The sequence below is a fragment of the Colwellia sp. C2M11 genome (assembly GCF_018860915.1).
Taxonomy (GTDB): Bacteria; Pseudomonadota; Gammaproteobacteria; order Enterobacterales; family Alteromonadaceae; genus Colwellia.
The window spans coordinates 49,891-68,078 of sequence record NZ_JAHKQD010000055.1 but is presented as its reverse complement, the minus strand read 5'-3'; the positions used below and the strand labels follow the sequence as shown (position 1 = coordinate 68,078).

14 protein-coding genes are annotated in these 18,188 nt (G+C 35.6%); 5 read left to right on the top strand and 9 right to left on the bottom strand.

Annotation, left to right across the window (positions count from 1 at the left end; translation table 11 throughout):
• Positions 1-4: 4 nt before the first annotated feature.
• On the top strand, positions 5-1,234 hold the full coding sequence (gene arsJ, locus KO509_RS17440; RefSeq protein ID WP_215974538.1) for an organoarsenical effux MFS transporter ArsJ: 1,230 nt from the start codon (positions 5-7) through the stop codon (positions 1,232-1,234).
• Positions 1,235-1,610: 376 nt separating this feature from the next.
• Here the strand turns inward: arsJ and KO509_RS17435 are convergent, their stop codons facing one another.
• Positions 1,611-3,182, bottom strand: a complete 1,572-nt coding sequence (locus tag KO509_RS17435) for a cation:proton antiporter family protein (protein ID WP_215974537.1) — start codon at positions 3,180-3,182, stop codon at positions 1,611-1,613.
• A gap of 133 nt (positions 3,183-3,315) precedes the next feature.
• Positions 3,316-3,948: an arylesterase gene (locus KO509_RS17430; protein WP_215974536.1), complete on the bottom strand. Its 633-nt coding sequence runs from the start codon at positions 3,946-3,948 to the stop codon at positions 3,316-3,318.
• On the opposite strand from KO509_RS17430, the gene KO509_RS17425 reads away from it, so the two are divergent.
• The 3 genes from KO509_RS17425 to KO509_RS17415 all read left to right on the top strand — a co-directional run bounded on the left by KO509_RS17425 (position 3,947) and on the right by KO509_RS17415 (position 8,318).
• Positions 3,947-4,660, top strand: a complete 714-nt coding sequence (locus KO509_RS17425; RefSeq protein WP_215974535.1) for an ABC transporter ATP-binding protein — start codon at positions 3,947-3,949, stop codon at positions 4,658-4,660. The genes KO509_RS17430 and KO509_RS17425 overlap by 2 nt on opposite strands.
• Positions 4,650-7,157 carry an FtsX-like permease family protein gene (locus tag KO509_RS17420; RefSeq protein WP_215974534.1) on the top strand — a complete coding sequence of 836 codons (2,508 nt, stop codon included), beginning with the start codon at positions 4,650-4,652 and terminating at the stop codon, positions 7,155-7,157. Before KO509_RS17425 ends, KO509_RS17420 begins: the two co-directional genes overlap by 11 nt.
• A 90-nt stretch (positions 7,158-7,247) precedes the next feature.
• Positions 7,248-8,318 carry an AI-2E family transporter gene (locus KO509_RS17415; RefSeq protein ID WP_215974533.1) on the top strand — a complete coding sequence of 357 codons (1,071 nt, stop codon included), beginning with the start codon at positions 7,248-7,250 and terminating at the stop codon, positions 8,316-8,318.
• 122 nt (positions 8,319-8,440) lie between these two features.
• Here the strand turns inward: KO509_RS17415 and KO509_RS17410 are convergent, their stop codons facing one another.
• From KO509_RS17410 to ubiG, 7 genes are all read right to left on the bottom strand, one after another.
• Positions 8,441-8,845 (bottom strand): lysozyme inhibitor LprI family protein, encoded by a 405-nt coding sequence (locus KO509_RS17410; protein WP_215974532.1) that lies wholly within the window; start codon positions 8,843-8,845, stop codon positions 8,441-8,443.
• Positions 8,846-8,866: 21 nt separating this feature from the next.
• Positions 8,867-9,169 (bottom strand): YciI family protein, encoded by a 303-nt coding sequence (locus KO509_RS17405; RefSeq protein ID WP_215974531.1) that lies wholly within the window; start codon positions 9,167-9,169, stop codon positions 8,867-8,869.
• An 8-nt stretch (positions 9,170-9,177) separates the two neighbouring features.
• Positions 9,178-9,801, bottom strand: a complete 624-nt coding sequence (locus KO509_RS17400) for a septation protein A (protein WP_215974530.1) — start codon at positions 9,799-9,801, stop codon at positions 9,178-9,180.
• Positions 9,802-10,034: 233 nt separating this feature from the next.
• Positions 10,035-10,325 carry a class I ribonucleotide reductase maintenance protein YfaE gene (yfaE, locus tag KO509_RS17395; RefSeq protein WP_215974529.1) on the bottom strand — a complete coding sequence of 97 codons (291 nt, stop codon included), beginning with the start codon at positions 10,323-10,325 and terminating at the stop codon, positions 10,035-10,037.
• 20 nt (positions 10,326-10,345) lie between these two features.
• Positions 10,346-11,476: a class Ia ribonucleoside-diphosphate reductase subunit beta gene (gene nrdB / locus KO509_RS17390; protein ID WP_215974528.1), complete on the bottom strand. Its 1,131-nt coding sequence runs from the start codon at positions 11,474-11,476 to the stop codon at positions 10,346-10,348.
• 151 nt (positions 11,477-11,627) lie between these two features.
• Positions 11,628-13,898 carry a class 1a ribonucleoside-diphosphate reductase subunit alpha gene (gene nrdA / locus KO509_RS17385; protein ID WP_215974527.1) on the bottom strand — a complete coding sequence of 757 codons (2,271 nt, stop codon included), beginning with the start codon at positions 13,896-13,898 and terminating at the stop codon, positions 11,628-11,630.
• Positions 13,899-14,363: 465 nt separating this feature from the next.
• Positions 14,364-15,092: a bifunctional 2-polyprenyl-6-hydroxyphenol methylase/3-demethylubiquinol 3-O-methyltransferase UbiG gene (gene ubiG / locus KO509_RS17380; protein WP_215974526.1), complete on the bottom strand. Its 729-nt coding sequence runs from the start codon at positions 15,090-15,092 to the stop codon at positions 14,364-14,366.
• 305 nt (positions 15,093-15,397) lie between these two features.
• On the opposite strand from ubiG, the gene gyrA reads away from it, so the two are divergent.
• Positions 15,398-18,115 carry a DNA topoisomerase (ATP-hydrolyzing) subunit A gene (gene gyrA / locus KO509_RS17375; RefSeq protein WP_215974525.1) on the top strand — a complete coding sequence of 906 codons (2,718 nt, stop codon included), beginning with the start codon at positions 15,398-15,400 and terminating at the stop codon, positions 18,113-18,115.
• Positions 18,116-18,188 lie beyond the last annotated feature (73 nt).

Here is an 18,188-nt window from a genome sequence, read left to right as displayed (position 1 = left end):
ATTAATGAGTTTTTTATCGTTAAAAACATTAACGCCGCAGATTAAACAATACTTAATGATAACAGGTAATTATTGGGCATTTACCTTAACTGATGGTGCTCTACGCATGCTTGTAGTGCTTTATTTTCATCAATTAGGCTATAGCCCACTAAAAATTGCGATGTTATTTTTGTTTTATGAAATATTTGGCGTGATTACTAATCTTGTTGGTGGTTGGTTAGGGGCAAGGTTTGGTTTAAATAAAACCATGAATATTGGTTTAGCGATGCAAATTGTAGCTCTTGGTATGCTGACAGCTCCGCCAGAAATGTTGACTGTGGTCTATGTTATGATGGCGCAAGCGCTTTCCGGAATAGCGAAAGATCTTAATAAAATGAGCGCTAAAAGTTCGATAAAATTACTGGTTCCTGAAAATGCCGAAAATAAACTATATCAGTGGATTGCTATTCTTACGGGGTCTAAAAATACGCTTAAAGGAGTTGGTTTCTTTTTAGGGGGAATATTATTAACATTAATAGGCTTTAAGGGCGCTATTATTGTGATGGCGCTCTTATTAATAGTGGTTTGGATTTTTAGCCTTTTATATTTAAAAGAAGATTTAGGAAAAGCCAAAAACAAACCAAAATTTACTAAGATATTTTCTAAAAGTGATGCTATTAACCGCCTATCTGCTGCACGAATGTTTTTATTTGGTGCTAGGGATGTGTGGTTCGTTGTTGCTTTACCTGTTTACCTTGCGGCAACTTTTCAATGGGATCATTGGTGGGTTAGTGGCTTTATGGCTTCTTGGGTAATTGGTTATGGTATTGTTCAATCGTTTGCCCCTTACTTTACCGGGAAAAAACAAGGCAAAGTACCTACTGGAAAATCAGCCTGTTTGTGGGCTGTAATGCTGAGTTTATTGCCTATAGCAATAGCGGCTTCATTATATTTTGATTTTTATATTCAGTATTCAATCATAATTGGTTTATTGATTTTTGGTATTGTGTTTGCGATTAATTCATCGCTACATAGTTACCTTATTGTAAGTTATGCTAATAAAGATGCAGTGTCACTTGATGTTGGTTTTTATTATATGGCCAATGCTATGGGGAGGTTAATGGGTACTGTATTATCTGGATGGATGTATCAAGAACAAGGTTTAATTGCCTGTTTAGTCATTTCGACATTATTTGTGAGCATCGCTGCACTTATCTCAAGTAAACTGCCAAATAAAAATGAGCCGACAAGCTAAAATATACTTTATCAGTTCTCAGTTTTCTTATATAAAAAAAGGCCCAAACTATGCTAGTTTAGGCCTAAAAAGTTGGCTCAAAGGGGTTTGAGCCATGCGCTATATTCGTTTACATACGTTACTAAATATTCTAAGCATAAAGTCCAGACCCTGCCTGCTGCGAGCATATACTTTATTTCAGAGAGAGGAAGTAAAATATTTATGTCTGTAAACTGCTATAGTGCTTGAATAAGTGTAGTGCAAGGTTTGAGTTATGCGAATTATTTTTAATAATATTGTAAAATTGACTTAGTAATTATTCAATTTCACAATAATTCAAAGGCTTAATACGCTAACTTTAAATGGGAAATCTTCCTTACAAATTAACACGTAAGTGTTAATTTGTTGTTTGTATAAGCCCCATACTTTCATCGGCAAAACCAACACCTGCTTCAGTATAAAAATTAAACACTTTATCAATACCTAGCTCTTCTAACTGAGAGCGCTCATCATCATAACGAGCAATAGCGGCTATTTTCCCTTGATAACCTGCAGATTTTAATTGATTCGTTATATTCACACTGTCGATTACGTTTGGTAAGGCAAGTAGTACGAGTTTTAAGTTAGATAGGTTAACTTTTTCCCAGAAAAATGCATCTTCGGCATCTCCACAATACACTTGAGCACCTTGTTCTGAAAGTAATTGCACTTTTTCAGGCTCGGCATCGAGCCCCCAAGCTAGTTTATTGTCATGTTCACAAATTGCACGGTAAGCTCCCATACCAACACGACCCATTCCTATGATCACGATAGGTGCATCTTGAGGCTGAGAAAATTTATCTTCAGCTAAATATTCATTACGTTCAAATTTATAGAAAAACTCTTTATGTTTACTAAAAAAGCTATGTGCATGAGGGTACAGAATATTGGTGATCACAAAAGACATAGATACAGCTAAAGCTAAAATAACCAACCACACACTACTTAACCATTCATTAGACACACTGATTGCTCCGACAATTAAACCAAATTCACTAAAATTACTTAGTGCTAACGCCGATAAATATGATGTTCGACAACGTATTTTTAGCAAGCTTAATAGCCCGAAAAACAGAATGAATTTTAATGGGATAATTAAAACCAGCATTGCAGCTAAGCCTAACATCTCTAAAGTAGGAATGGCGCTAAAGCCGATAGATAGGAAGAAACCGATAAGAAACATATCTTTAAAGCTTAGTAGTGACTTATTTATTTCTGTAGCTTTAAGGTGCGAAGAAAGAAAAATTCCGACTAATAGTGCTCCCAAATCACCTTTAATATTCACTAATTCAAATAGTTCATAACTACCAAGCGCAATAAAAAAACCCGTTAAAGGGAGTAATTCTCCATGGCCAACATGATCGACAATTTTATTAATAACAGGTTTGATAATAAACAATAGTAGTAAAGCCAATGCCCAAACAGTAGGCGTTTTGCCTGTGGCAATCACTAAAAAGGCAACAGCCACAATATCTTGAATTACCAGTATACCAACCGCTAATTTGCCATGGCGAGTACGCATTTCACCATTTTCTTCAAGTAGTTTGATCACGCACACGGTACTGCTAAAACTTAACGCAAAAACAATAAGTGTTGCGGTTAAAACATCCAACTTAGAGAAGTAGCCTATAGCTGAGATAGTAAAGAGTTTTATAATTATGACAGTGAGCACTATCCAAAGTAGGGTATGCAGTGAACTAGCTAACCAAATTTCATTTTTAAATAAACTTCTAACATTAAGTTTTAAGCCAATGGTAAATAGCATTAAGGTAATGCCTAAATTACTTAAAATGGTTAGACTTTCATCAGCCTGATAACCCATAAAGTTTAAAATAAAGCCAGCTAAAAGGTAGCCTATTGAAGGAGGGAAAGAAAAAGTTTTTGCTGCTAAGCCACAAATAAAAGCAAAAAGAATCCAGATAAAGTCCATATTTAGCTCAAGTTAAGTTGTTATGCCATTAAATGATATCGATATAATAGCATAGCTATAAAAGGTTACTGATTGATATTAATCAATATTTGTTATCACCTTACGTTATATTAGTATAGCAAACGTTAGCTAGCTATCTAGGGGCTAAGCTTTGCAACCATTTATTAATTTCTACATACATAAAATCTTTAATAATAGCTTGTGCTTGAGCATTTGGGTGTAAATTATCGTTTTGCATTAATTTAGGTTCAATAGCAATTTTAGTCATAAAATAAGGCATTAAATACGCGTTTGTTGCTTTGGCTACTTTATTGTAACTATCAGTAAACATCGTGGTATAGCGTGCACCTAGATTAGGTGGAATTTGAATTTCCATTAATGCGACTTGTGCACCTTGTGCTTGGCTTTTAGTCACTAACTCAGTTAAATGCTTTTGTAAAATTTTTATAGGAAAGCCTCTAATTCCATCATTGCCACCAAGTTCTATTAATACGTGGCTTGGCTGATGGGTTTCAAGCCAAGTGTCTATATTGAGTAGAGCATTGTCAGTGGTTTGTCCGCTAATAGCTGTGTTAATGATGATGATATCATTATCTTTTTTGTTATATTTATTTTGTAACAAATGAACCCAAGCTTCTTCTTGCTCTAGTCCATAACCTGCGCTTAAGCTGTCACCAATAAGTAATATTTTGTCTTTAGCGGTGGTTGTAAATGACAAACATGTTAGCATTATAACAACAGCAAAATTTAGGAAAAAACGAGTCATGCCAGTACCTTCTCAATTAAATGTTATCCAAGTCTCAGAATTAAGTAAACATGTTAGCACGCTTGAAGGAAGCCTCACTATCCTTAACGATATTAATTTTAACGTCAGGCAGGGAGAATCTGTAGCAATTGTTGGAGCTTCAGGCTCAGGTAAGTCTACTTTATTGAGTTTGCTAGCAGGACTAGATGTCGCCAGTGCAGGGGAAATCTATTTAGATGGTGACGCGTTAAGCACGCTTAATGAAGAAGCAAGAGCGAAAGTAAGGGCGGAAAAAGTAGGTTTTGTTTTTCAATCTTTTATGTTGGTACAGAGTTTAACTGCTCTAGAAAATGTTATGTTACCTGCCGAGTTAGCAGGCGATCGAAATGCTAAAAAAGAAGCCTTAGATCTTCTAGATAAGGTAGGCTTGTCTCATCGTTTAGAGCATTATCCATCACAATTATCTGGAGGCGAGCAACAACGTGTTGCCATTGCACGAGCTTTTGTTGGTTCACCAAAAATACTTTTTGCTGATGAGCCTTCGGCCAACTTAGATAGTAAAAATGGACATTTAATTGAAGATTTATTATTTGATCTGAACAAACAAAATGGCACTACCTTGGTATTGGTTACTCATGATGAACAATTAGCTAAACAATGTCAGCGAATTATTCATATTGAAGGCGGACAGCTTGAAAAAATTAGCGAAGGGGTGATTGCTAATGTGGGTTAAGTTAGCTGTTAAATTATTTACGCGTGAATTTCGTCGTGGTGAACTAACGATTATATTCGCCGCTATTGCATTGGCGGTGTTAACTGTTTTTAGTTTGTCGTCAATAACCGAACGTATTGGCTTAAACATAGAACAAAAAAGTAGTGACTTTATTGCAGCTGATAGGCGCCTTTCAAGTAATCATGCTTTTGATCCTGACATACTACACAAAGCCAAAGCGCAAGGACTTGAAACGGCACAACTCTTATTTTTTGACTCTATGTTGTTTGCTAATGATGAATTAGTGTTAGGGTCGGTTAAGGCTACCTCGCAATCTTATCCGCTAAAAGGAAAAATCACGATCAAGGATACGCTAGTTGGAGAGTCTTATGAGGTTGATACTGGCCCTAAAGTTGGTACTGTTTGGCTGAGTGAAGGTTTATTCTATCCGCTTAATGTGAACGTGGGTGATAAAGTTGAGTTAGGGGCAGGTATTTTTGTTATTACAAAAGTTTTGGTGAATGAGCCTGATGCTCCATTTTTTTCTTTATCCGGAAATAAAAGAGTATTACTGAATTATGAAGATATTCCCGCTACCAAAGCCGTACAAGCAGGAAGTCGAGTTTTTCATCGTTTATTGTTTGCGGGTGAAGAACAAGAGTTATCAGATTATTACGCTTGGTTAAAACCACAGCTTCAAAATAACCAAAGTTGGGAAGGGATCAAAGACCGACAAACGCCATTGGGTAATAATTTAGAGCGCGCTGAAAGTTTCTTATTGCTAGCTGGATTGTTCGGTATTATGTTGGCTGCGGTTGCTATGGCGGTTTCTGCTAAACGGTATTGTGAGCGACAATATGATCCTGTCGCTATGATGAAAACATTAGGAGGTAGCCGCACAACAATTCGTAATATATTTTTACTCCACCTAAGTTTAGTCACTATTTGTTCTATTATGGCGGGTTTAGCCATAGGTTTTATTTTGCAAAATATTGGGGCAAGTTATTTGGCTAATTTTATGGGGACAGAATTACCGCCATCAGGTTTTAGACCTTGGATTTTATCAACATTCATTGGTGTGGTATGTGCATTAATGTTTTCACTTAAACCTTTATTAGACTTATTTGATATTCCACCTTTACGGGTGTTGCGTCGTAATTTAGGGGATACGTTAGCGTTAAGCCGTATTCATATCGCGCTGTCACTTATTACTATTTTTGCTTTAATGTGGTTGTTCAGTGGTGCACTTGTGACTACCTTAGTTTTATTTGCTTCAACCTTATTAATCATCGTTATTTTATTTGCCGTATCGCGCTTGTTTTTTGCTGCAGGACGCAGTTTAGGTTTAAGACCTGGCTCTAGTTGGTCATTAGCTATTGCTACATTACAAAAACGAGCAAATGCTAATGCTATTCAATTAATTAGCTTTGCTTTGGCTATTCAATTAATGCTGTTTTTAGTTGTGCTAAAAAATGACATGATTGCGGATTGGCAAATGCAAGTGCCTGAAGATGCGCCAAATATGTTTATCATCAATATTGCAGAAAAAGAAATTGACCCTATAAAACAGTTCTTTAATGATAAAGGCATTACACATGAAGCTTTTTATCCTGTCTTTAAGGGGCGCGTTGATGCCGTTAATGGCGAAGAATTTGCGCGACGTGTTTCACAGCAAGAGGGTGAAGAGAAAGATGAAAATGCTAGAAATGGCTCAAGACGTGAGCCTAATTTAACTTGGTTAGATGAATTACCTGAAGGTAATGAGATAACCGAAGGTGAATGGTTTAGTACGGAAAATGGTGATGCGTTAGAAGTTTCCGTTTTTGAAGGTTGGAAAGATGATCTTGATATAGCGCTTGGTGACACCTTAACAATTTTAGTGAATGAACAAAAATTTGAGGTAAAAGTTACTAGTTTTAGAAGTGTTAATTGGGGAAATATAAAACCTAACTTCTTTATGATTTTAAGTCCTAATATGGTTGGAAAAGTACCCGTTACTTATTTTAGTGCAGCAAAACTAGAAGAGGGGCACACTAAAGATATCAGCCTTTTACTACAACGACACCCTACTATTAACATGATCGATGTTAAAACTCGCATGGAGCAAGCACAAGCAATTATTTCGCAAGTTACACTTGCCATAGGCTTTGTATTATCAATTGTGTTAATTAGCGGTGCATTAGTACTGATATCACAAGTACAAGCGAGCTTGTCTGAGCGTTTACAGGAAGTGGTTATATTACGGACTTTAGGTGCCAAAGGGCGCTTGATTAAATTGGCAACACTTTATGAGTTTTTATTACTTGGTGCTATTTCTGGTTTAGTTGCTGCTATGGTAAGTGATATTACCTTACTTGTAATTCAGCAACAATTGTTTGATCTTGAAGGACGACTTCACCCTTATGTATGGGTACTTGGGCCGGCAAGTGGTGCTTTGTTTGTTGGTAGCATCGGTTACATTATGGTTGCTCAAACAATGCGTCAAAATACCCAAGGTTTATTAAGAAAACTGAGTTAATCTAATATCAAAAGCAAGCAATTCATAAGCTAGTGCCAGAGACTAATTTCAGGTATATTAACTCTTATTAAAAAATAAGAGTTAATTTTCATGGTATTATCGACTAAAAACAGCTCAATGGTTAAAGGGTTTGTCACTGTTGCTGCTATCTTTATCATCTTTGCAGGAGTAAAAACAGCAGCAAATATATTAGTCCCCTTTTTATTATCTTTATTTATTGCCATCATTTGTAACCCTCTTGTTGTTAAGGCGAGTCAATTTAAGATACCTAAAGCCGTTTCGGTGATTATTGTTATTGCTATCTTTGTCACTATTGCTTTATCGTTAGCAGGCTTAGTGGGCAAGTCACTGAATGAATTGTCAGAACTTATTCCTCAATATCGACTACAATTCCAAGAGCAATTTACTTGGTTAACTGCTTTTTTATCTCGTTATAATATTCAAATATCGTCTTCTATTTTATTAGAATACTTTGATCCTGCCGCGGCTATGGGCATGGCGGCAAATATGCTGAGTGGTTTTGGCTCGGTAATGGCTAATTTACTGTTAATTGTGCTTACTGTTGTGTTTATGCTTTTTGAAGCATCTTCATTTCCTGTGAAATTGCATTTTGCACTTGACGATCCTGAGATGCGTATTAAGCAAATTGAACGTTTCTTAGCCTCGGTAAATCATTATATTGCTATTAAAACAATGGTTAGTATTGCTACCGGTATGGTTGTCTCGCTGATGCTTTGGGCCTTTGGGTTAGATTTCTATCTTTTATGGGGGGTATTTGCCTTCTTATTAAATTACATCCCAAATATTGGTTCAATTATTGCTGCTGTGCCTGCTGTAACCTTAGCAAGTTTACAGTTAGGTATTGGTGAAGCTGGTTTTATAGGATTGGGTTATGTTGCTATTAATATGGTGATGGGCAATATGATCGAGCCTAGATATTTAGGCAAGGGTTTAGGTTTATCAACATTAGTGGTTTTCTTGTCGTTAATCTTTTGGGGCTGGTTATTAGGAACTGTTGGTATGTTATTGAGTGTCCCATTAACCATGATTTTAAAAATAGGGTTAGAGAGTACGCCTGAAGGACGCTGGTTAGCTGTTTTACTCAGTGATGAAGATAGCGTTTTATTAGAAATAGAACAGATTCAAAAGAGTAAAGATTAATCGTTTAAATTGTTTGGAATAACTTGATGAATTTAATAAAAGTCAGCGATGTAAATAGCTGACTTTTTTATGGATATTATTTGATATTATTAATACTAATATGCCGCTACTTTTAATATTCTTTACAGTGTCTTACTCAATTGATCTATACGATTTTGAGTAATTAATATGTAGCATCGCTTATATGTTAATGTTGCACTTTTTTCTGGTGGTGTCGCAAAATATTGCCACCGACATTCATGCTCTCGAAAAGCAACAAAGTCACTTTCTGAACGTCTGAAAAGTTTTAGTGCTGCAGGGCGCCAAGTAGCTGTTATTTTCTCTTCCAAGTTTAAAATATGGGTGTTTATCCATGTTTGCAATTCGCGTTCAACCACTTCTTTTAAATTATCAAGGCAGAGTGATTGGCTTTTAGCCGTTTGCTCTACCTCTAAGCATGCGTCTAACGGATCATGAGCGTAGACAGGAGCAGAAAGTAATTGATACGTAAATATTAATACGCTTGAGATAGTTCTCTTGTTAATCATATTTTAAATAGAAGAAAATTATTAATTAGGTAATACTTTTTTATAAGGCTTCACGGTGACTTTTTCATAAACACCGGCTGCAATATAGGGATCAGCATCAGCCCATTGTTGTGCTGCTGTTAGGTCATCAAACTCTGCAATAATTAATGAGCCCGTAAAGCCAGCTGCACCCGGATCATTACTATCTATAGCGGGGCATGGGCCTGCAACTAATAAGCGTCCTTCACTTTGTAGAGTACTTAAGCGAGCTAAGTGAAGCTCTCTTACTGATAAGCGTTTTTCTAAACTGTTGCTGACGTCTTCACTGTATATTAAATATAACATTTGTTTTCCTATATTTTGTCATTATCTTTGTTGTGTTGAGGTTTACTTATTACATTTGAATTTATTTCAATACTATCTTCAATTGCGTTAGTTATGTCTTCGCTGTCATCACGCATATATTTGTGTAAAGATAATATTGTGATAATTGAGAAGGCAAACATAAGCCCAGTTAAGCCAAATACTTTAAAATTTACCCAAGTTTCTAAGTCAAAGTTAAAAGCAACATACCAATTTAGTACACCACATAAGGCAAAGAAAAGTGCCCAAGCTAGGTTTAGTTTAGTCCAAATAGGATCGGGAAGATTTATTGATTCAGATAAAAATTGTTTAATAATATTCTTTTTAAATAGGTAATAACTAACGAGTAGCGCAACAGCAAAAAACTCATTGATGATCGTTACTTTCCATTTAATAAAAGCTTCATCGTGTAAAAAGATAGTTAAGCCACCAAAAACAGCGATTAAACCAAAAAATATCCAATTACGTGTGGGGACTTTTTCTTTTTTAATAATGTAATAAAGAATTTGTAAGGCTGAACTAGCAATTAATGAAGCGGTAGCCCAATAAATATCGACAAATTTATTTACTACAAAAAAGATAACTAATGGAATGTATTCAAAAAGTGCATGCATATTATAATTATTACAAGGAAGATACTGATGAATTGAGTTTAACGAAACTTCCTATACTTTAAAAGTTAAAGCTCAGTATCTTGTAAAATAAACCTACTTTCTTTGTAAGTATTGTTTAAATAGTAACTATTGAGCTTAGTATTTGATTTTTTAAGTGTATTTAATATTTCTATATGTAAAATAATTAAAGGGTGGTGACAAAGACATCTCAAAAAATAGTTAAGATGTCTTTATTATTCATCAATTTTTAAACTAATATCAGTAACGGGAACACAGCAGCAAGGTAGGATCTCATTTTCGCCGATAAAGGCTAACGGCTCCCCTTCAGGGTAGCTTATCTCTCCTGAGGCTAGCGTGACTCGACAAGCTCCGCAAAATCCATCTCGACAGTGATAATGAACTTCGACACCTGCCTGCTCTAAACATTCCAATAAGCTTTGCTTTGATTGCTTATACTCTATGACCTTACCGTTGACACTAATTTGTGGCACTGGTTTTATCGAAGGTTTACTTGATGCAGGCATAGAAAGATATTTAAACGGTTTTACAAATCAAAATCATCAAAATCATCAGCATCAATAGTTGAATCTACTTGGCCAACTAAGTAACTTGATATCTCTGTTTCTTGAGGAGCTACTTGTACATTGTCACTAACTAAATAAGCATTCATCCAAGGGAGTGGGTTGCTTTTTATATCGAATGGCGCACCAAAACCAATGGCAGAAAGGCGTTGGTTGGAAATATATTCGATGTATTGATTTAATATTTCGGCATTTAATCCGATCATTGAACCATCTTTAAATAAGTATTGCGCCCATTCTTTTTCTTGTTCAACAACATCTAAGAATATTTGTAAACCAGCATCACGTAATTCAATGCTTATTTCTTGCATTTCAGGATCGTCTTTACCTGTCATCCAATTGTTTAAAATATGCTGAGTTCCCGTTAAATGAAGTGCTTCATCGCGAGCAATTAATTTAATAATTTTTGCATTGCCTTCAAGTAATTCACGTTCCGCAAAAGCAAATGAACAAGCAAAGCTAACGTAAAATCTGATTGCTTCTAAGGCGTTAACAGAGCATATAGCTAAATATAAACGTTCTTTAAGCTTACGTTTACTTACCTCGATAGTTTTCCCTTCAATGTCGTACGCGCCTTCACCAAGTGATTGTAACAATTGTGTGGTTAGAATAACGTCATCAAAATATTTTGAAATGCTACTTGCACGTTTTAAAATTGCCGGGTTGACAATAATGTCATCAAAAACTTCACCTGGATCGGTAAATAAATTACGTAAAATATGCGTGTAAGAGCGTGAGTGAATGGTTTCACTAAATGCCCAGGTTTCTACCCAAGTTTCAACTTCGGGTAATGATACTAGAGGTAATAAAACTGCATTAACTGAACGTGCAGCCATTGAATCAAGTAAAGTTTGATATTTTAAATTTGAAATGAAAATATGTTTTTCAGAGTCAGTTAAACCTTGCCAATCAGATCTATCTTTTGAAACATCAACTTCTTCTGGTCGCCAAAAAAATGAAAGCTGTTTTTCAATTAATTTTTCAAAAGCGACATATCGTTGCTGGTCATAACGAGAAACATTAACACTATTACCTAAGAACATTGGTTCAAGTAAAGCATTATTAGGCGTCTGATTAAACGTGGTGTACGTCATTATTTATTTATCCCTTAATATATTGCCATTGTTTTAAACGACAATAATGAATCGAGTAAAATTACCCGATTCATTTGATTTCATTTGTTGAATTGTGTTCGTTATATTATTTGATGATTGTTATATACCTGATTACGTAATCACTTAGGTATTATATTTTGCAAGCACCACCAGCGCAGCTATCATCTTCTACTTCCATATCATCATTCGCACCATCACGAGTGTTATGGTAATACATGGTTTTAACACCAAGCTTATAAGCAGTTAATATGTCTTTTAAAATTTGTTTAATTGGCACTTTGCCACCGTCAAACTTAGCCGGATCATAATTGGTATTTGCAGAAATAGTTTGGTCAACAAATTTTTGCATAATACCAACAAGCTCTAAATAACCTTCATTGCTTGGGATATTCCAAAGTAATTCGTAATTGTCTTTAAGTTTCTGATACTCAGGTACAACTTGTTTTAGTATGCCATCTTTACTGGCTTTAACACTGATCAAACCACGAGGTGGTTCAATGCCATTTGTTGCATTTGATATTTGAGATGAAGTTTCAGATGGCATCAAAGCCGATACAGTTGAATTACGTACACCATATTTTTGAATACTTGCGCGCAATGATTCCCAATCTAAATGTAACGGTTCACCGGTAATATCATCAATAGATTTTTTATAAGTATCAATTGGTAAAATACCTTGAGCAAGACGAGTTTCATCAAACTTAGGACAAGCACCTTTTTCTTTTGCTAAACCGTTAGTCGCTTTCAGTAAATAATACTGGATGGCTTCAAAGGTTTTATGGGTTAAATTATTGGCACTACCGTTTGAATAATATAAGCCATTTTTAGCTAAATAATAAGCATAATTGATTACACCTATGCCTAACGTACGGCGTGCTAAACTCGCACTACGGGCCGCAGGAATAGGGTAGTCTTGATAATCTAATAAGTTATCTAGCGCACGTACGGCTAAATCGGCCAACTCTTCTAGTTCATCAAGAGACTCAATTGCACCTAAGTTAAAAGCAGATAAGGTACAGAGTGCTATTTCACCATTTTCATCGTTGATATCAGTCATTGGCTTAGTTGGTAAGGCAATTTCTAAACACAAGTTACTTTGACGAATAGGGGCTTTGCTTGGGTCAAACGGACTATGAGTATTACAATGATCAACGTTTTGTAAATATATACGGCCAGTACTCGCACGCTCTTGTGCGAATAACGTAAATAACTCTATTGCTTTAATGCGTTTTTTACGAATTGAATCATCGTTTTCATATTGTACATAAAGCGCTTCAAACTTGTCTTGATCTTCAAAGAATGCATCATAAAGTCCTGGAACATCACTAGGGCTAAACAGGGTAATATGGCCACCTTTAATCAGACGTTGATACATGACTTTGTTAAATTGAACGCCGTAATCTAAATGTCTAACACGGTTTTCTTCAACACCACGATTGTTTTTAAGTACCAGTAAGCTTTCAACTTCTAAATGCCAAAGCGGATAGAACAAGGTAGCGGCACCGCCACGAACACCACCTTGAGAACAACTTTTAACAGCTGTTTGGAAGTGTTTATAGAACGGAATACATCCGGTATGAAAGGCTTCACCATTACGAATAGTACTACCTAATGCACGAATACGTCCTGCATTAACGCCAATTCCAGCACGTTGAGAAACATATTTTACTATTGCGCTTGATGTTGCGTTAATCGAATCTAAAGAATCATCACATTCTATTAATACACATGATGAAAATTGACGAGTTGGTGTTCTAACCCCCGCCATTATTGGGGTTGGTAACGATATCTTAAAGGTTGATATAGCGTTATAGAACCCCTTAATATAACTTAACCTAGTTTCTTTCGGATATTTAGCGAATAAACAGGCAGCAACTAAAATATATAAAAACTGTGCGCTTTCATAAATTTCACCATTAACACGGTTCTGTACTAAGTATTTACCTTCGAGTTGCTTAACTGCAGCATAGCTGAAGTTTAAATCACGACTATGATCTAAAAATAGCGACATATGTTCGAAATCGCTTTCATCGTAATCAACTAATAAATGTTGATCATATTTACCTGAGTCAACCAGCTTCACTATATGGTCATATAGTTTTGGTGGCTCAAATTGGCCATAAGCTTTCTTACGTAAATGAAAAACCGCTAGTCTGGCAGCTAAATATTGATAATCAGGTGTCTCTTCTGATATTAAATCTGCGGCTGCTTTAATAATCGTTTCATGAATATCAGCCGTTTTAATACCATCATAAAATTGAATATGAGATTTTAATTCAACTTGAGAAACAGAAACGTCATCAAGATCTTCAGCTGCCCAAGCAATAACGCGGTGAATTTTCTCTAAATCGATGGGTTCTTTTTCGCCATTACGCTTAGTAACAAAAAGTTTATTAGTCATGAAAGGCCTGTGGTGTAAATTGTTATTGTTTTCTTTAGTTTTAAAACGTTATTTATCACTAAAGAGTCCTGTGTTGTACCTGCTTTTCAAATAGCCTAATAAATAGACTGGTTAAAAAGTGCATGCACAACATCTAGGGTTTGTTTGTAAATATAGACACAAGATAATGAGGTTTGGTTATTATTGCAAGTGATAAAAAAGTGCTAATTTCACTTGATTTTTCGATTGATTGCATTAGGTTAGTAATGACTAACCTACTACCATTAAAAGCTTTAGTAATTTGCTAAAATCAATCTTTATTTTTAAATAAATAATTCGCTAAAAATATTTTAATTAATTTTAATATATTTTCACAACGATTAAATATGGAATTTGAGAGAAATAAAAATAATCCTTTAAATCAATTGCTTAGCTGTTTTGTTTGTAGTTTGAACAACTTGATTGAAAAAAAAACAAATGCGTAAATTATATTTTCTTACAGCACAAAATGTAGTTCACATCTAAGTTATTTGTTAATTTATGATTCTCAGAAATTGGATTGTAATGAATACCGCTAGCATCAATACAATTTAACCCACATTGTTCAGCCCAACTTATTAATTGCGAAGGCTTGATAAACTTATCATGCTCATGTGTACCATCAGGTACTAACTTAAATATTTTCTCTGCGGCTAAAATAGCAAGTAAATAAGATTTGACTGTTTTATTGAGTGTTGAGAAAAAGACTAAACCTCCAGGTTTTACTAAGTTTGCACAAGCATTTATTATAGAAGCAGGGTCGGGAACATGCTCTAGCATTTCCATACAAGTTACCATGTCAAAACTTTCGTGGTTTTGTTGTGCTTTTTCTTCAGCGGTTATTTTTTCGTAATTAATTGTTAAACCTGATTCGAGTGCGTGTAACTTAGCAACGTTAAGTGGTTCAGTTCCCATATCAATACCAGTAACATTAGCACCTAATTTAGCTAAAGATTCTGATAAAATACCACCACCACAGCCAACATCAATTACCTTTTTAGAAAAGAGTTCGCTTTGTTGTTCGCTAATATGCTGACATATAAATTGTACTCTTAGTGGGTTAACCTGATGTAATGGTTTAAAATCACCTGTTAAATCCCACCACTGATTTGCAATTTGCTCAAATTTAGCAATTTCAGCATCATTCACATTCAGCATTTTATTAGTTTCTGTCATGGTTATGTCTAGTTAATTTTTGAATTATTCAATTCTAAACGAAACTTTTAACTAAGCAAAGCGCAAACGAAGCGCAAACAGCAGCTAAAGTAATAGAGTAGAGCAATTTAACTGTGCATTTGTTGTTTTTATCATCACTTTTTTATTAGTACTCCATCTCCTTGTAAATGGGCAAATAAAGCTGTTTGGCATCACTCAAAATTGTGCTATTATGCCGCGTTGATTTATATATTTTTTATGAAAATATAATAATAAAAATATTGTGATTTTATAGTTACATTTTAAGTTAAGGGATACGTCTATATATGTCAGATCTGGCCAAAGAAATAGTTCCAGTAAATATTGAGGATGAGTTAAAAACATCCTACCTAGATTATGCCATGAGCGTAATCGTTGGGCGTGCATTGCCTGACGTTCGCGATGGATTAAAACCTGTACATCGTCGCGTATTATTCGCTATGGAAGTTTTAGGGAATGATTGGAACAAACCTTATAAAAAATCAGCCCGTGTGGTTGGTGACGTTATAGGTAAATATCACCCGCACGGTGATACTGCTGTTTACGATACTATCGTTCGTATGGCGCAATCATTTTCTTTACGTTATATGTTGGTTGATGGTCAAGGTAATTTCGGCTCTGTTGATGGTGATAGTGCAGCTGCAATGCGTTATACCGAAATTAGAATGTCTAAAATTGCGCATTCGATTCTTGCCGACTTAGATAAAGAAACTGTTGATTTTGTACCTAACTATGATGGTACAGAGTTTATTCCAGCAGTAATGCCTACCCGTATTCCTAACCTACTTGTTAATGGTGGTTCAGGTATTGCTGTTGGTATGGCTACTAATATTCCACCGCATAATTTAACAGAAGTTATTAACGGTTGTTTAGCGTTAATCGATAACAGTGACATTACGTTTGAAGAACTTTTAACGCATATCCCTGGTCCTGATTTTCCTACTGCCGCTATTATTAGTGGTAGAGCAGGTATAGAAGAAGCATACCGAACAGGTCGTGGTAAAATAAAGATTCGTGCACGTGCGGAAATTGAAGTTCACGAAACATCAGGTAAGGAAACAATCATTGTTCACGAATTACCTTACCAAGTTAACAAAGCACGCCTGATTGAAAAGATGGCTGAGCTTGTTAAAGAAAAACGTCTTGAGGGTATTTCAGCATTACGTGATGAGTCTGATAAAGACGGCATGCGTATGGTTATCGAGATTAAACGTGGCGACGTAGGTGAAGTTGTATTAAATAACTTATTTAAACTTACGCAAATGCAAGTATCTTTTGGTTTTAATATGGTGGCATTAGGTAATGGCCAACCGAAAATATTTAATCTAAAAGAAATGCTTGAAGAGTTTGTTCTTCATCGCCGTGAAGTTGTTACGCGTCGTACTATCTTCGAACTTAGAAAAGCCCGTGATCGAGCACATATATTAGAAGGTCTATCGATTGCGCTTGCTAATATTGAACCTATCATTGAATTAGTTAAAACCTCTCCGTCAAGAAAAGAAGCGGAAGAGAAATTAGTAGCTCAAGGTTGGGAACTAGGTAATGTTAGCGCGATGTTGGAGCGTGCAGGTACTCATGCAGCTCGTCCTGAGTGGTTAGAACCACAATTTGGTATTCGTGATAACAAGTATTACTTAACACCGGTACAAGCTAAAGCAATTGTTGAACTACAATTGTATAAGTTAAGTGGTCTTGAACATGAAAAGATTCTAAATGAGTACAAAGAGTTATTAGATCTTATTGCTGAATTAATGCTTATTTTAGAAAGTCCTGAGCGTTTAATGGAAGTTATTCGCGAAGAACTAGAAGTTATTAGAGATGAATTTGGTGATGAACGCCGAACAGAAATTACTAATGCGTCTCATGATTTATCACTAGAAGATTTAATAACTGAGGAAGATGTTGTCGTAACACTTTCTCACGAAGGTTATGTTAAGTACCAAGTGTTAAGTGATTATGAAGCTCAACGTCGTGGTGGCAAAGGTAAAGCTGCAACTAAGATGAAAGAAGAAGATTTTATTGAACGCTTATTAGTCGCTAACACTCATGATACTATATTATGCTTCTCAGATCGCGGTAAGTTGTACTGGTTGAAAGTTTATCAGTTACCACTAGCAAGTAGAACGGCCCGTGGCCGTCCAATTGTTAATATTTTACCATTAGAGAATGATGAACGTATTACAGCAATTCTACCTGTACGTGAGTATGAGGAAGATAAATACATTATCATGGCGACAGCGTCTGGTACTGTTAAGAAAACAGCGTTAACTGCTTATAAAAATCAAAGAGCTAACGGTATTATTGCGTTAAATCTACGTGATGACGATACCTTAATTGGTGTTGATATTACAGATGGTAATAATGACATCATGCTGTTCTCCGATGCGGGTAAAGTTGTACGCTTCAACGAAAAAGTTCGTGATAGTGAAACAGGTGAAATTAAGCTTGATCCTGAAACAGGTGAACAACGTTGGGCGTTAAAACCTATTGGTAGAACCGGTACTGGTGTTCGTGGTATTAAACTTGAAGACGATCAAAAGGTAGTATCACTGATTGTTCCTAAGAATGACGGTCCTATTTTAACCATTACTGAAAATGGTTTTGGTAAACGCACTGACCTAAATGAGTATCCTGCGAAGAGTAGAGCAACGAAAGGTGTTGTTTCTATTAAAGTTAGTGAACGTAACGGTAAAGTTGTTGGCGCTGTTCAAGTTGAAGATCTTGACGAGATTATGGTTATCACTGATAACGGTACATTAGTACGAACGCGTGTTAATGAAGTGAGTGTTATTGGTCGTAATACCCAAGGTGTTCGTTTAATTCGTACAGTTGAAGGTGAACATGTTGTTGCACTTCAACGTATTGATGAGGTTATTGAGCCAGAATTACCCGAAGGAGAAGAAGGTGAGAATGTAGATGCTATTGAAGCAGAGCAAACATTATCCCCTGATACTTCTGAAAGTAATGAACAATTAGATAACGAAAGTACACCCGACGACCAATAATAGGCGTCACATATGAAATAAAGGCGGCTAATAACCGCCTTTTTTTATGTTCAGGATGAACGGTATTTCGCGG